This window comes from Enterobacter sp. 302C9 (assembly GCF_034106085.1).
Taxonomy (GTDB): Bacteria; Pseudomonadota; Gammaproteobacteria; order Enterobacterales; family Enterobacteriaceae; genus Enterobacter; species Enterobacter asburiae_B.
The window spans coordinates 417,173-431,982 of the sequence record NZ_JAWNBW010000002.1 but is presented as its reverse complement, the minus strand read 5'-3'; the positions used below and the strand labels follow the sequence as shown (position 1 = coordinate 431,982).

10 protein-coding genes and 1 tRNA gene are annotated in these 14,810 nt (G+C 57.1%); 5 read left to right on the top strand and 6 right to left on the bottom strand.

Features of this window, described 5'->3' with window-relative positions; translation table 11 throughout:
* Positions 1-17: 17 nt before the first annotated feature.
* Positions 18-1,472 (bottom strand): AMP nucleosidase, encoded by a 1,455-nt coding sequence (locus UR289_RS07790; protein ID WP_023312354.1) that lies wholly within the window; start codon positions 1,470-1,472, stop codon positions 18-20.
* Between the two features lie 73 nt (positions 1,473-1,545).
* Positions 1,546-2,862: a shikimate transporter gene (gene shiA / locus UR289_RS07785; protein ID WP_032658750.1), complete on the bottom strand. Its 1,317-nt coding sequence runs from the start codon at positions 2,860-2,862 to the stop codon at positions 1,546-1,548.
* Positions 2,863-3,118: 256 nt separating this feature from the next.
* Between shiA and pagP the strand changes: the two genes are divergently transcribed.
* Positions 3,119-3,694 carry a lipid IV(A) palmitoyltransferase PagP gene (gene pagP / locus UR289_RS07780; RefSeq protein ID WP_033145939.1) on the top strand — a complete coding sequence of 192 codons (576 nt, stop codon included), beginning with the start codon at positions 3,119-3,121 and terminating at the stop codon, positions 3,692-3,694.
* Here the strand turns inward: pagP and UR289_RS07775 are convergent.
* The 3 genes from UR289_RS07775 to UR289_RS07765 are packed head-to-tail and all read right to left on the bottom strand — an operon-like array spanning position 3,691 to position 8,800.
* A complete protein-coding gene (locus UR289_RS07775) occupies positions 3,691-4,656 on the bottom strand; it encodes an acyltransferase (RefSeq protein ID WP_033145938.1) in 966 nt (321 codons plus the stop codon). The two genes, pagP and UR289_RS07775, sit on opposite strands and share 4 nt — an antisense overlap.
* A complete protein-coding gene (locus UR289_RS07770) occupies positions 4,653-7,715 on the bottom strand; it encodes an efflux RND transporter permease subunit (protein WP_320709644.1) in 3,063 nt (1,020 codons plus the stop codon). Before UR289_RS07770 ends, UR289_RS07775 begins: the two co-directional genes overlap by 4 nt.
* Positions 7,715-8,800 (bottom strand): efflux RND transporter periplasmic adaptor subunit, encoded by a 1,086-nt coding sequence (locus tag UR289_RS07765; protein ID WP_048976429.1) that lies wholly within the window; start codon positions 8,798-8,800, stop codon positions 7,715-7,717. Before UR289_RS07765 ends, UR289_RS07770 begins: the two co-directional genes overlap by 1 nt.
* Positions 8,801-9,196: 396 nt before the next feature.
* On the opposite strand from UR289_RS07765, the gene UR289_RS07760 reads away from it, so the two are divergent.
* The 3 genes from UR289_RS07760 (at position 9,197) to ldtA (ending at position 13,327) form a co-directional block, all read left to right on the top strand.
* Entirely contained in the window at positions 9,197-9,628 is a 432-nt protein-coding gene (locus UR289_RS07760; protein WP_023312348.1) for a universal stress protein, read from the top strand.
* 47 nt (positions 9,629-9,675) lie between these two features.
* Positions 9,676-12,369, top strand: coding sequence for a cation-transporting P-type ATPase (locus tag UR289_RS07755; protein WP_196354214.1), 2,694 nt, complete (start codon positions 9,676-9,678; stop codon positions 12,367-12,369).
* 61 nt (positions 12,370-12,430) lie between these two features.
* Positions 12,431-13,327 carry a L,D-transpeptidase gene (gene ldtA, locus UR289_RS07750; protein WP_047061146.1) on the top strand — a complete coding sequence of 299 codons (897 nt, stop codon included), beginning with the start codon at positions 12,431-12,433 and terminating at the stop codon, positions 13,325-13,327.
* A gap of 145 nt (positions 13,328-13,472) precedes the next feature.
* Here ldtA and UR289_RS07745 read toward each other — a convergent pair.
* Positions 13,473-13,548 (bottom strand) — tRNA-Asn (locus UR289_RS07745).
* Positions 13,549-13,868: 320 nt separating this feature from the next.
* Here UR289_RS07745 and nac point away from each other — a divergent pair.
* Positions 13,869-14,786 (top strand): nitrogen assimilation transcriptional regulator NAC, encoded by a 918-nt coding sequence (gene nac, locus UR289_RS07740; RefSeq protein ID WP_033145933.1) that lies wholly within the window; start codon positions 13,869-13,871, stop codon positions 14,784-14,786.
* Positions 14,787-14,810 lie beyond the last annotated feature (24 nt).

Genomic DNA, 14,810 nt, shown 5'->3' with positions numbered 1-14,810 from the left:
GTTTTTCCTTATCGTGATTAGCGGAACGGCGGCTCGTTGAAGGTGCGCAGCTTGCGCGAATGCAGCTTGTCGCCCTCCGCGCGAAGTAAATCAATCGCACGAATACCAATCTGCAGATGCTCAGAGATAGCCCCTTCGTAGAAACGGTTGGCCTGGCCCGGCAGCTTAATTTCACCGTGCAGCGGCTTGTCGGAGACGCACAGCAGCGTGCCGTAAGGAACGCGGAAGCGATACCCCTGCGCGGCAATGGTGGCGCTCTCCATATCGATCGCTACCGCGCGGCTCAGGTTGAACCGCAGCGCGGAGGCGGAGTAGCGCAGCTCCCAGTTGCGGTCATCCGTTGTGACGACCGTACCGGTGCGCAGGCGCTGTTTAACCTCTTCGCCCGGCATGCCGCTGACCTCTTTGGTGGCGTCATACAGCGCGCGCTGTACTTCGGCGATGCTCGGGATTGGGATATCCGGCGGCAGCACCGCATCAAGCACGTGATCATCGCGCAGATAGGCGTGGGCCAGCACGTAGTCGCCAATCAGCTGGCTTTCGCGCAGGCCGCCGCAGTGGCCAATCATCAGCCACACGTCCGGGCGCAGTACCGCCAGATGGTCGCAGATGGTCTTGGCATTTGACGGGCCAACGCCGATGTTAATCAGCGTGATGCCCTGGCCGTCGGCGGTGATCAGGTGCCAGGCGGGCATCTGGTGCTTTTTCCACGCCAGGTCGGAAATGGCCTGCTCGGGCGCTTCGGTTTCAGCGGTGATCCAGATCCCGCCCGCGCAGGACAGCGCGATATACGGGCTCTCCGGGTCGAGGATCTGGCTGCAGCCCCAGCGGACAAACTCGTCGACGTAGCGGGTGTAGTTGGTAAAGAGCACGAACGGCTGGAAATGTTCGACTGGCGTACCGGTGTAGTGACGCAGACGCGCCAGGGAGAAATCGACCCGGCGGGCATCAAAATGCGACAGGGGAGAAAATTCTGCCGGGTGATAAATCCCGTCGGCCGTCTCATCGCCAATCTGTGAAAGTTCCGTCGTCGGGAAGTGGCGGGTCAGCCCCGCGCTCATGGAGCGGTCGAGGGTTAACGCCGAACCGTCAATCACGTACGGATACGGGATCTCATGCTGCGAGGGCTCAACGGCAATGTGCGCGCCGTAATCCTGGTACAGCAGCGTGAGTTGTTCTTCAAGATACGGGCGGAACAGCGCAGGGCGGGTGACGGTGGTGCTGTAGCAGCCGGAGTGGGTAAAGCGCGCGTAGGCGCGGGTTTTGGGATTACTGCTGGCGCTGCCGTCCCAGGTCACAGAGAGCGATGGATAAACAAAAAGGCCCTCGGTTCTGGCCTTTTGGTCGGGAAGTTTCCCTGTTTCGATATATTCGCTGATGGCGCCGCGCAGCGCGTTGACGGACTGTTCATACAGCGCGTCGAGTTTTTCCAGCGCCTGAGCCGGGGTCAGGCTGGAGCCCTTATTATTCATCTCTGTCTCCTTGTTCCACAGGTGTGCGACTCTACCCGATAGTATGTCACACGCCTGTGAAACAAAAGGGAGATCAGCCGTGGCTCGTCTCTTTCATCAGCAGCGCCGTCGCCGCCGACAGCAGGCAGCCGGCCAGCAGATAAATCGCCACGCTGTGCCAGTTGCCGCCGGAGAAGGTCACCAGCGCGGCGGCAATAAACGGCGTAAATCCGCCGCCGACCACGCTTGCCACCTGATAGCCCACGCCCGCGCCGCTGTAGCGGTAGCTTGCGCCAAACAGCTCGGTGAACATCGGCTGCTGCACGCACACCACCATGTCGTGAGCGATATTGGCGAGCATGATGGCGAAGAAGACAATCCAGAAGATCGACTGCGCCTCGAGCGCCATAAAGAACGGCCAGGCGCTGAGGGTGCCAATCAGCGCCCCGGTGATGTAGACGCGACGGCGGCCAAACCTGTCAGCCAGCCAGGCGAAGCAGGGGATAGTCAGACAGCTTATCCCGCCGACCAGCAGGCCAATATTGAGGAACAGCTCGCGCGGCAGACCGAGGTTCTGCGTCGAGTAGTTCAGGGCAAACGCGGTGACGATATACATCGTCAGCAGCTCGCACAGGCGCAGCGCGATAATTTTCAGAAAAGCGCCAGGGTGCTGAACCAGCGCTTCCATCACAGGCAGACGCTTTTTGGCGAGCGGTTTTTCCAGCTGTTGTTTTTCAAACTCAGCCGACTCCTCCATCCCGTTGCGGATCCACAGCGCGGCGATGACCAGCACGATGCTGAAGATGAACGGAATGCGCCAGCCCCAGCTCAGGAACTGCTCGTCGGTGGTGAGCTGGCTGATTAGCGATACCAGCCCGGTGGAAAGCAGAAGGCCTACGCCGTACCCGACCTGTACGCCGCTGCTGTAAAACGCTTTCCTGTGCTTCGGCGCGCTCTCAACGGACAGCAGCGCCGCGCCGCCCCATTCGCCGCCGACGGCGAAGCCCTGGATGGCGCGCAGGGTGACCAGCAGTACCGGCGCCCACCAGCCGATAGAGGCAAACGAGGGGAGAATACCGATAAGCGCGGTGGCGATCCCCATCATCCAGACGGTGAGCATCAGCATGCGCTTGCGGCCGAGGCGGTCGCCGAAGTGGCCGAAGATCACACCGCCCAGCGGGCGAAACAGAAAGCCGACCCCGAAGGTGGCAAACGCGGCAAGCGTGCCCATCGCAGGGCTGACCTGGGGAAAAAACTCGCGGTTAAACACCAGGGCGGCAGTGATGCCGTAAAGCAGAAAATCATACCAGTCGACGACGGCACCCGCGAAGCTGCCTAAGGCTGCGCGGCGGGCACGATTGAGCGAAGGTGTCTCCTCGTTGGGACGATCGGAGATGAGGGTGGAGTCCATAGTTGTCCTGTCCGTACTGATTTTTTAATTATTGGTATAAGAAAAGGTCACTCACATAGCGGCCGTCATATAAACGGAACCTATGAGACTACCGCGACAGAACGCCTGAGAAAACGTTTTTATCTTTCCGGATGGTGCTGAATAAATAAATTTCATCCCCACCTGCAGCGAGATAATTGTGTCTTCTGGCTCCGTTAAAGGCTGAATGGTTTACAGTAATAGTGACCGCTGCGTAAGTTAAGCTGAGGGAATAACGATGCAACGCACCTTTTCGGCATTCTGGATGGTCCTGTTTTTATTCGTCGCACCGCTTCATGCGGAGCCCAACGTCTATGGTGAACAGCGTATCAGCGGCTGGTGGAATGCGCTGACGGATGATATTTCGCAAACCTGGGAAGAGCCCCAACGTTACGACCTGTACCTGCCGTTTCTGAGCTGGCACGCTCGCTTTATGTACGACAAAGAAAAAACCGACAATTACAATGAAATGCCGTGGGGCGGCGGGCTGGGCGTTTCCCGCTATAACGAAGAGGGCAACTGGAGCGCGCTGTTCGCAATGATGTTCAAGGACTCGCACAACGAATGGCAGCCCGCGATGGGCTATGGCTGGGAGAAGGGCTGGTATCTGGATGATGCCAAAGATTTCCGTCTTGGGCTCGGTGCCGCAGCTGGCATCACGGCGCGAGATGATTTTGCAAACTATGTCCCGCTACCGTTCATCTTCCCGCTGTTTTCGGCCGGGTATAAGCGCGTTACCGTCCAGTTCACCTATATTCCAGGAACCTATAACAACGGCAACGTGCTCTTTGCCTGGCTGCGCTTAGGCTTTTAAAGGGTGATCACCTTTTTTGCCACGGCGTTAGACAATACCAGCATGGAGAACAGAACTGAGGTGACGAAGGTGAGCACAATCAACGCCAGCTTCATACCGAGAGAGGTCACCGGTATCAGCGCCGTCAGCAGATGAAACACCGAGTAGTGCACAATATACACGCCGGTCATCGTTTTGCTGATGGCGGCCAGAATGGACTCCTTAAATTCAGCATTGCGGCGAAAGCGCACGCCGTTCGCCGCAATCACCAGCGCGATGATCAAAATGTAAATCTGCGAGCCGGTGAGAATAAAGGCGTTTCTGTCCGCCTTGAACAGCGCGAAGAAGAAGTGGCGCTCGTAAAACCAGGTGAAGAGGTAGATAAACGGGATGGCGACGACCGCCGCCCTGACGACATTTTTGCGGCTAATCCACTCGGCAATTTTCGGGTCGCAAAAGAGTTGCCCCGTCAGATAAAACAGCAGCCACGTCCACAGCCGATACTGCGGTGAAAGAGAAAGGACGTGCGTTCCAGGATAGAGCGCTGACAGCAGATCGTATCCGTAGGAAAAGAGCAGCAGGGCAGCGATCGCGCCGCAGAACAGCCTTCGCCGCTGGCTGAGCCACTCCACCACCGGGTGGAAGGTGTAAATCACCACAAACGCAAACACGAACCAGGGCTGGATTAAATACCCGCGCTGATAGGGCTCCCACAGGTAGTAGATCGTTATCCAGAACAGAAAAACAATCACCAGACTTTTAATTTTACCGAGCTGCCAGCGGGTGCCGTGCCGTGATTGTCCGTCGAGATAGCCCGCAACGACAAAAAACAGCGGTGTGGCGATCGTCGAAATAAAGGTTAAAAACCCCAGGATCCAGTGATAGTCATAATCATAATGATCCCAGGTGTTGTAGATGGTAAAGAAGGTCACCGCCGTCATACAGCCCAGCGTCTTGATAATGTTCAGCCCTGTCGCATTCATTGTTGTTTGGCTTCGTCCTTACGATGGAAACACGCATAGATCACGGGGAGTACCAGCAGCGTCAGGATTGTAGCAAACCCCAGTCCAAACATAATCACAACGGCCATGCTCTGGAAGAAAACGTCCAGCAGCAGCGGAGCCAGGCCAAGTACGGTCGTGAACGCGGTGAGCAGGATGGGGCGCAGACGTGAGGTCGCGGCGTACACGATCGCGCTGTGCTGATCCTGCTGCGTTTTCTGCTGCTCGATCTCTTCCACCAGCACGATGCCGTTGCGGATGAGCATTCCGCTCAGGCTCAGCAGACCAATCAGCGCCATAAAGCCAAAGGGAATGCCGGTAAGTAAAAATCCCGGCGTCACGCCAATCAGCGCCAGCGGTACGGTCAGCCAGATAGCGACCGCATTTTTTACCGAGCTGAACATCAGCACCGTAATGACAAACATCACCAGATACCCGAGAGGTAGCGTAGTGAATAGCCCCTGCTGCGCTTCGCTGGAGTTTTCCGCGTCGCCCCCCCACTCGATGCTGTAGCCGTGTGGCAGGGGAAGGGCATCTACTTGCGGCTTCACCCGGGCGAGAATATCCCCGGAGGTTTGCTGGCTCAGCGGGTCCGGGTCCGTCTGAACCGTCAGCACCCGCGAGCGGTCGCGGCGAAGGATGAGCGGGTCTTCCCACTCCAGCGAGAAGCGGCTGACGACGTTACTCAGCGGGATATACTGCTGCCGCGTCTGGCTCCAGACCAGCACGTTGTTCAGGTGACTGGCGTCCAGCCGTTCGCTCTCAGGCGGGCGCACCACGACCGGGAGCAGGTCGCTGCCTTCCCGGTACAGCCCCGCCCGGCTGCCGGAGAAGTTCATCTCCAGCGCGTTGTCGACGTCCTGCTTATCTACGCCAAGCTCGCGGCCCAGGGCGGCAACGTACTGTGGGCGGATCACCTTGCTGCGGTTTTGCCAGTCGTTCCTGACGCTGTCCGTGGCCGGATCGCGGGTGAGGATGTCGTCCACCTGGCTGGCAATCAGGCGCAGCCGGTCAGGGTCGGGGCCTTTAATGCGCACCTCAATGGCGCTGTCGCCGGAGGGGCCAAACATCACGCGTTTGGTGCTGGCGTTGACCTGCGGATAGTTTCGGGCGATGTACTCGTCCACATGGCGCGTCAGGGCGGAGATGTTGCGCTGGTCGTCCATGCGCACCATGATCTGCGCATAGTTGCTGTACTGGCGCTGTCCGCTGTAGGTCAGAATAAAGCGCATACTTCCCTGACCAATGGTTGAGACGGTGGTCTCCACGCCAGGCTGGCCGTTAATGGTTTTTTCGATATCGCTGGTCATTTTCTCAGTCCACTTGATATCGGTACCGTAGGGTAACCACAGGTCGACAAAGAAAATCGGCGTATTAGACGACGGGAAAAAGTTTTGCCGTACGGCGCCGAAGCCCCAGACAGACGCTGCCAGCAGCGCAGCCATCACAATGAGCGTCGGTGCCTTATGGCTCAGCAGCGTGTTAAGCAGGCGCTGGTAGGCGCGGTAGAGTCGCTTATCGTAAGGATCTGACTCGTCGGTTTTATCGGGCGCGCTGTCGTTTTTAAACAACCACCACTTAATCAGCACCGGGGTGAGGGTGAGCGCCGAAAACCAGCTCAGCATCAGGGAAATCAGCAGCACCTGGAACAGGGATTTACAGTATTCCCCGGTGGAATCCTGCGACAGCCCGATAGGAGCAAACGCCAGGATGGCAATCACCGTCGCCCCCAGCAGCGGCAGGGCGGAGCGGCGGATGATGTAGTTTACGGCGGTTAACAGCGGGGAGCCCTGCTGTCGGGCAATCAGCACCCCTTCGACAATCACGATGGCGTTATCCACCAGCATGCTGAGGGCGATAATCAGCGCCCCAAGCGAGATGCGCTGTAGCTCAATGCCACACAGATACATAATCAGCAGCGTGCCCAGCACGTTAAGGGCGAGAGAAACCGCAATGATGATCCCGCTGCGTACGCCCATAAAGATCAGCAGCACGCCGATGACAATCGCCAGCGCCATCAGGAAGTTAATAATAAAACCGTTAACAGAGTGGCCCACTTCGGCTGCCTGATCGTAAAACAGGTCTATCCGTATGCCGGCCGGTTTTTCCGCCGACATCTGGTTTAGCTTCGCCTCCAGCGCGTGGCCCACGTCGATCACGTTCACCCCGGGAATAAACGAGACGCCCATGGTGACGGCTTTTTTGCCGTTGGCATGGTAGATACTCGCTGGCGATTCGTTCAGCCCGCGCGACAGCGTGGCGATATCCCGCAGACGTGTCGCCGCCCCGGTGCCGGAAGGCGTGATGATGAGATCCGCCAGTTCATCAAGATTTCCGAACTCACCGGTCGGGTGCAGGCGAATGGATTCGGTGCCGGAGGTGATTTCTCCTGCGCTGGAAACAACGTTAAGTCTGCTGAGCAGGGCGGAAAGCTGGTTCAGCGTAATGCCGCGCGCGGCCATTTTGCTCAGGGAGATATCAATGTTGACCTGCTGGCTAATCGCCCCACCGATGGCGACCTTCGCAACCCCCGGGACCAGAATTAACTCGCGGCGAAGCTGCTCCGCGTATCTCACCAGTTCAGGGTTACTGAATTCATTCCCGGAAATGGCGAAGAAGAAGCCGAACACGTCGCCGAAATCGTCATTTACAAAGGGCGTGACGACGCCGGGCGGGAACTGACGCGAGGCATCGCCCACGCGGCGGCGCAGTTCATCCCAAATCTGCGGCAGCTCGTTCGAGTGATAGCGTGACGCGATGTTAACGGTGATTTGCGACAGACCGTTTGACGAGATAGAGCTGACGTTATCCAGATAAGGCAACTGCTGAAGGGCATTCTCCAGCGGAAGCGTCACCTCTTCTTCAACCTGCTGAGCGGATGCGCCGGGGTAGTGGGTGACCACCACTGCGGTTTTGATGGTAAAGGCGGGATCTTCCAGCCTGCCGATATTCAACAGGGCAAAAATCCCGCCGATGCCCAGCAGCAGGATCGTTAGCCAGACGCGAACAGGGTTATTAATAAATTGACGAGAGATATCCATTACAGGCCCCGTTCACGCGTCCAGATACGCACCGGCTGGTTAGCATGGAGCTCCCCAACGCCCGCGGCCACCACGCGCTCGCCCGCCTTAAGCCCGCTGGTAATCACCACGCCTTCGGTGCTCACTTGCCCCACGCTGACCTTGCGGTCTTCAAGATGGAGCGCGTCGCCTTCGCCCGTTACGACCCAGACGTGCGGCTCATTGCGCGGGCTGTTGTCCGGGTTAAAGACTGCCTCAACCGGTACGACCAGCGCCTGAGCGCCCGCGCCCGCCGGGAGGTTGGTTAAATTGATGGTCACCGTACCGCTTACGCCACCGACGGCGGGAAAATCATCTGGCCGCGGCATGGTGAGTATCACCTGCCAGGTCAGGGTATTGCTGTCGCTGCTGCCCGAATGCTCTTTGTAGACGGCGGTAAATTCCCGATCCGGAATGGCGTTAATTCTCACCACGGGCCGATACTGCGCGTTGCGGATATCAAAGGTCTTAAACAGGTTTTCAGGGATGCTGAACACCACGTCAAGCAGGTCGGTGCGGGTTAACGTGGCAATGGGCTGACCGGGGGACACCACCTGATGATTTCGGACATGTACGCTGGCCACCGTCCCGCTGAAGGGGGCGACAAGCGTCATCTGATTCAGCTCTTCCCGGGCAATCTGCAGCGCCGCATTCGCCGAATCGCGGTTCGCACGCTGCACGTCCATTTCCGCTTTCGAAATCGCCTGCCGGCCCGCCAGCGTCTGGAAGCGATCGAACTGCCTCTGGGCCAGCGTCGCCGCCGTTTGTCTGTCGTTAACCCGCTGCTGGGCTTCACGGGCGTTCAGTCTGGCAAGCTGTTGCCCCTGCTTGATGGCTGCGCCCTGACGCACATCGAGCGCTTCAATTTGACCTGCGCGCTTGAAGGAAAGGTCTGTGGCATCGCCCGATTCAATGCGGGCGGGGAAAACGCGCTGCTGGGCGTGACCGGGAACCGTCACCTCCGCCACTTTTACCATCCTGGGAAGGGGGGAGTCTTGCTTCGGTTTCGGGTCGCACGCCGTGAGCGTTAACAAAACGAACGGTAAAAGAGAGAGGTAGCGGTTCACTGTATTCCCCTAATAAATAACTGTTTTATTTATTCCATAACCTGGACAGGGGTGACACTATTCTGCCAGAACAGTGACGACCATATAGGTAAATAAACCAATCGCCGTGCTGGCGATAATGGCAAGCGCAATAAACATACCCAGACGGATCAGGCTTAAACCATACATACATTCCTCCATGAGCCGGAAGCGGTAGCTGACTATGAGCATAGTCGGCGAAAAGATAAATGTTAAATAACCATTATCAGTGGGGAAGCGCTAAACCTGATATTCCTGTGCTACGTTTAATGTTAATCATCTTTTTTTACCGTAACTGGCATTAAGGGCAACCCCCTGCATTTAATGCGTTTTTTTGCTTCATTCACTCTCGTGTTGGTTATAAAAAGGATGCTCGATATGTATAAAAACATTCTCGTTCCGGTGGATGTCTACGAGACAAGCCTTGCGGATAAAGCGTTGCAGCATGCACAGTTTCTGGCGCAAAGCGCATCGGGTGACATTCATTTGCTGCACGTCATGCCCAAATTTTCAGCCGAACTGACGCGTGGTTTTATTTCAGATGCGCGCAAAATGGATGAATATATGATTAATAATTCGAAAGAAAAGCTGTCTGACCTGGTCAAAAAAGTAAATCTGCCAGAAGAGCGTGTTCATCTCCACGTCCGTAGCGGGAATGTTCGTGATGAGGTTATTAAGCTGGCGGATGAACTTACCGTCGGCGCGATTATTGTCGGCTCGCGAAATCCAAATATTCAAACCCATTTGTTAGGATCGGAGGCGGCAAGTATTGTTCGTTACGCACATGTTCCTGTTTTCGTTATTCGTTAATTACATAAAAGCAAGGTGATTTCTGAATAGAACCTGAGGAAGGAACGATGAAAACAGGAAAACCTGAACGTCCGTATTATCAACAAACCGTTGATGAAACCCTGTCGAATATTCACTCCACCCTGGAAGGCCTTAGCGGCACAGAGGCATCAGCCCGACTTCAGCAGCATGGTGAGAATGCGTTACCGCAAAAAAAGGGTAAACCCGCCTGGCTGCGCTTCCTGGCGCATTTTAACGACGTATTGATTTACGTTCTGCTGGTGGCCGCGTTGCTTAAGCTCTTCATGGGCCACTGGGTAGACATGTTTGTGATCCTTGGGGTTGCCATCATTAACGCGCTGATTGGCCATATCCAGGAGAGCAATGCTGAAAAATCGCTGCAGAGTATTCGCAATATGCTCTCCAGCGAAGCCGTGGTGGTACGACAGGGGAATCACGAAACGATCCCCACCACGGCGCTGGTTCCGGGAGATATCGTGGTGATCCGCGCCGGGGATCGTATCCCTGCGGACCTGCGCGTGATTGAAGCGCATAACCTTCGCGTGGAGGAGGCCATCCTGACGGGCGAATCCACCGTTGTTGAGAAAAACAGCGATGCGTTAAGCGGGGAACTGCCCTTAGGTGACCGGTATAATCTGCTCTACTCAGGCACTACCGTTAGCTCCGGCGGCGGTAAAGGCGTGGTGGTGGCAACCGGGGGCGAGACCGAACTGGGCCACATCAATCAGATGATGTCCGACATTGAAAAACACCGCACGCCGCTGATGGTGCAGATGGATAAGCTCGGTAAGACCATCTTCATCACTATCCTGGTGATGATGGTGGCGCTGTTTGTCTTTAGCCTCCTGTTCCGGGATATGCCGGTTTCTGAACTGGTGCTGTCGCTTATTAGCCTCGCCGTTGCCGCCGTGCCGGAAGGCCTGCCGGCCATCATTTCCATCATCCTTTCGCTTGGCGTACAGGCCATGGCGCGTCGCAAGGCTATCATTCGCAAGCTGCCTACGGTGGAAACGCTGGGGGCGATGACGGTCATCTGCTCGGATAAAACCGGCACCCTGACGATGAATGAAATGACGGTCAAAGCGGTGATTACCGCTGACACGACCTATCGCGTAGAGGGCGACAGCTACGAACCGGTGGGGAATATTCACCCCGTAGATGACCCGACGCCCGTCAGCGTGACGCAGGGTTCCCTGCTGGAACGCTATCTGCGCACCATTGATCTCTGTAATGACAGCCAGCTGATCAAAGACGAGCAGGGGCTGTGGAAAATCACCGGGGGCCCAACCGAGGGCGCGCTGAAGGTGCTGGCGGCGAAAATCCCGCTCCCACCGCTCGATACCGAAATGCGCAGTAAAATCCCGTTTGATTCGCAGTATAAATACATGTCCACGCTGTACCGGCTGGGCGATGAAGAGGTGATTTTAATCACCGGCGCGCCGGACGTCCTGTTCCGCCTCTGCCAGTACCAGCAGACGAATGACGGGCTGCAGCCGTTCGATCAGCCTTACTGGGAAGGGAAGATTGAAGAGTATGCCCGTGAGGGGCTGCGCATGGTGGCTGCGGCCTGGAAACCTGCCCACGAGGGACAACGCGAGCTGGATCACCCGGACCTGCATGACGGCGTGATCCTGCTGGGTATCGCAGGAATGATGGATCCGCCGCGTCCGGAGGCCATTACCGCCATTGCCGACTGTCTGCAGGCCGGGATCCGCGTCAAAATGATCACCGGTGACCACCCGCAAACGGCCATGAGCATTGGGCAAATGTTGGGGATTGGTAACGCCGCAAGCGCTATCACCGGACGTGAGCTGGAGGCGATGGACGATCGTCAGCTGAGCGACGCCGCACAGCAGTACGATATTTTCGCCCGAACCAGCCCGGAGGATAAATTCCGCCTTGTGCAGGCTCTGCAAAGTAAACAGGAAGTCGTGGGCATGACTGGGGATGGCGTAAATGATGCCCCCGCGCTCAAGCGGGCGGATGTGGGTATCGCCATGGGGATTAAGGGGACGGAAGTGACCAAGGAAGCCGCCGACATGGTGTTAACGGATGACAACTTTGCCACCATTGCCAGCGCGGTGCACGAGGGGCGTCGGGTTTACGATAACCTGAAAAAGACCATTCTGTTCGTTATCCCCAGCAACATCGCGCAGGCCCTGCTGATTATCATCGCGCTGCTGGCGGGGAACCTGATCCCGCTGACGCCGGTCCTGATCCTGTGGATGAACATGGCGACGTCGGCAACGCTGTCGTTTGGCCTGGCGTTTGAAGCGGGTGAGAAGGACATCATGAACCGGCCACCGCGCAAGGCGAATCTCCATGTGATGGACGGCTATGCCATCTGGCGCGTGGTGTTTGTCGGTCTGATGATTGCCATCAGCGCCTTCGTGCTGGAAGCCTGGCTACAGCCGCGCGGCTACTCGGCAGAATTTATCCGCACCGTGCTGCTGCAAACCCTGGTCACTGCGCAGTGGTTCTACATGCTCAACTGTCGCGTGAATGACGGCTTCTCGCTGAGCAAAGGCCTGCTGGCGAACAAAGGAATTTGGATCGTGAGCGGCGTACTGCTGGCGTTGCAGCTTCTTATCATTTACGCACCGTTCATGCAGATGCTGTTTGGCACCGAAGCGCTGCCGTTCCGCTACTGGGTCATCACCTTCCTGATTGGTTTTGTGATGTTCCTTATTGTCGAGGCGGAGAAAGTGCTGACGCGCAGGTGGCGCAAAACCGAGGCGTGATAGCGTAAACTGAGAAAGCCTGCCTGAGTCCGGGCTTTCTCTTTTTTGAGCGCAGAAAACTATGATTCGACTTACCTGGTTCGTCCTTACGCTGTGTGCCGCTGTACCCGGTGCGTTTGCCGTAACCTATACGCTCCCGCCGGAAGGCAGTCGTCTGGTGGGCACCCCGATTATCATCACCGTTCCCGAAGGCAATACGCTGCCTCTGGAAGCCTTTGCCGCGCAGCACGGGCAGGGGCTGAGCAACCTGCTGGAAGCAAACCCGGGCGTGGATCCTTTTTTGCCCAAACCCGGCACCCGGCTGGTGATACCCCAGCAGCTGATTTTGCCTGACACCGTCCGCGAGGGCATTATCGTGAATGCGGCGGAGATGCGTCTCTACTACTACCCGCCAGGCGGTAACACCGTTGAAGTGCTGCCCATCGGTATCGGTCAGGCCGGGCGTGAAACCCCGCGTAACTGGGTGACGGCCGTTGAGCGTAAGCAGGAGGGGCCAACCTGGTCTCCAACGCCGAATACGCGCCGTGCCTATGCGGCAGAAGGGAAAACGCTGCCGGCATTCGTGCCCGCCGGGCCGGATAACCCGATGGGGCTGTATGCGATTTATATCGGCAGGCTGTATGCCATTCACGGCACAAACTCGAATTTCGGCATCGGGCTGCGGGTAAGTCAGGGCTGTATTCGTCTGCGTAATAACGACATCAAGTATCTTTTCGATAACGTTCCCGTGGGAACCCGCGTGCAGCTTATCGATCGGCCTGTAAAGATGACCACGGAGCCGGACGGCAGCCGCTGGGTGGAAGTTCATGAGCCATTATCACGTAACCGTGCGGAATTTGAGTCAACCCGGAAAGTGCCGCTGCCTATTTCAGCCGCGCAGCGAACGCAGCTGATAAACGAGGGCGCGGGCGCTGAGCTGGAACGGCGGTCGGGGATGCCGGTTAAGATTGGCATGTAAAGGGATGGCGCGGGCTGGTGCCCTCACCCCAGCCCTCTCCCACGGGAGAGGGTGCAAACACTAAAAACGGCAACCCGGTTGCCGTTTTGCATTTACCTTGCGCAGAAAAGCAAAAAGCCTGCTTTAAAAGCAGGCTTTTCAAATTTGGCTCCTCTGACTGGACTCGAACCAGTGACATACGGATTAACAGTCCGCCGTTCTACCGACTGAACTACAGAGGAATCGTGTGAACGGGGCGCATATTATCGACCTGCGTTCGCCTTGTCAAAGGGTGGATCAACGCCTTTTGATCGTTTGCTGACAAAATCGGCAAAGTGATGTTTTTGGCAGCGGAATGCACCGTCATGGTGCGGGTATACTCCTAATGGGGCAGATCATAAACTGCTGTTTCGGTAATAAAACCCCCCTCCATGATTAGGTTTCCTTATTTTCAGGCGCTTAGCGAACAATTTAGACCGCCTGGTAAAAGTGGCATTCATATTGCAAAACCTGTTCGACAACGACAGCCGGTTCCGGCACAGCATTTCGAACAGGGGGCAAAATGAACTTAAGACGACTGAAATACTTCGTAAAAATCGTCGATATCGGCAGCCTGACTCAAGCGGCAGAAGTGCTGCATATCGCGCAGCCTGCGCTGAGCCAGCAGGTGGCTACTCTGGAAGGCGAGATGGATCAGCAGCTGTTGATCCGCACCAAACGCGGCGTCACGCCAACGGAAGCAGGCAAGATCCTGTATACCCATGCGCGCACCATCCTTCGCCAGTGTGAACAGGCGCAGCTGGCGGTGAATAACGTGGGACAGACCCTGAGCGGGCACGTGTCTATCGGCCTGGCGCCGGGAACGGCCGCGTCCTCTATTACCATGCCGCTGCTGCAGGCCGTCCGCGCCGAGCTGCCAGAAGTGCTGGTGTACCTGCACGAAAACAGCGGCTCCGTGCTGAATGACAAACTGCTCAACGGCCAGCTGGATATGGCGGTCCTTTACGATCGCTCCCCGGTCGCCGGCATCACCAGCCAGCCGCTGCTGAAAGAAGATCTCTACCTCGTGGGCACCCGTGACTGTCCGGGCCAAAGCGTAGACCTTACCGCCGTGGCAGAGATGAACCTTTATCTGCCGCGCGACTACAGCGCCGTGCGCGTGCGCGTGGACGAAGCGTTCTCCCTGCGCCGCCTGACGGCCAAAATCATCGGTGAAATTGACTCAATCTCCACGCTCACCGCGGCCATTGCCAGCGGAATGGGTGTGACGGTTCTGCCGGAATCCGCAGCCCGCTCGCTGTGCAGCGCGGCGAACGGCTGGATGGCGCGGATCACCACGCCTTCGATGAGCCTGCCGCTGTCGCTGAACATGTCTGCACGCGGTTCGCTGACGCCGCAGGCGCAGGCGGTAAAAGAGATTTTGATGTCGCTGGTCAGCAAGCCGTCGCTTGAGAACCGTGAACTCCAGCTCGTGAGCTGATATTCCATAAAAGCATAAGATGCT

Bases quoted from the DNA above. Each gene is read 5' to 3' on its own strand.
- UR289_RS07790 (WP_023312354.1), bottom strand. From the start codon at position 1,472: ATGAATAATAAGGGCTCCAGCCTGACCCCGGCTCAGGCGCTGGAAAAA.
- shiA (WP_032658750.1), bottom strand. From the start codon at position 2,862: ATGGACTCCACCCTCATCTCCGATCGTCCCAACGAGGAGACACCTTCG.
- pagP (WP_033145939.1), top strand. From the start codon at position 3,119: ATGCAACGCACCTTTTCGGCATTCTGGATGGTCCTGTTTTTATTCGTC.
- UR289_RS07775 (WP_033145938.1), bottom strand. From the start codon at position 4,656: ATGAATGCGACAGGGCTGAACATTATCAAGACGCTGGGCTGTATGACG.
- UR289_RS07770 (WP_320709644.1), bottom strand. From the start codon at position 7,715: ATGGATATCTCTCGTCAATTTATTAATAACCCTGTTCGCGTCTGGCTA.
- UR289_RS07760 (WP_023312348.1), top strand. From the start codon at position 9,197: ATGTATAAAAACATTCTCGTTCCGGTGGATGTCTACGAGACAAGCCTT.
- UR289_RS07755 (WP_196354214.1), top strand. From the start codon at position 9,676: ATGAAAACAGGAAAACCTGAACGTCCGTATTATCAACAAACCGTTGAT.
- ldtA (WP_047061146.1), top strand. From the start codon at position 12,431: ATGATTCGACTTACCTGGTTCGTCCTTACGCTGTGTGCCGCTGTACCC.
- nac (WP_033145933.1), top strand. From the start codon at position 13,869: ATGAACTTAAGACGACTGAAATACTTCGTAAAAATCGTCGATATCGGC.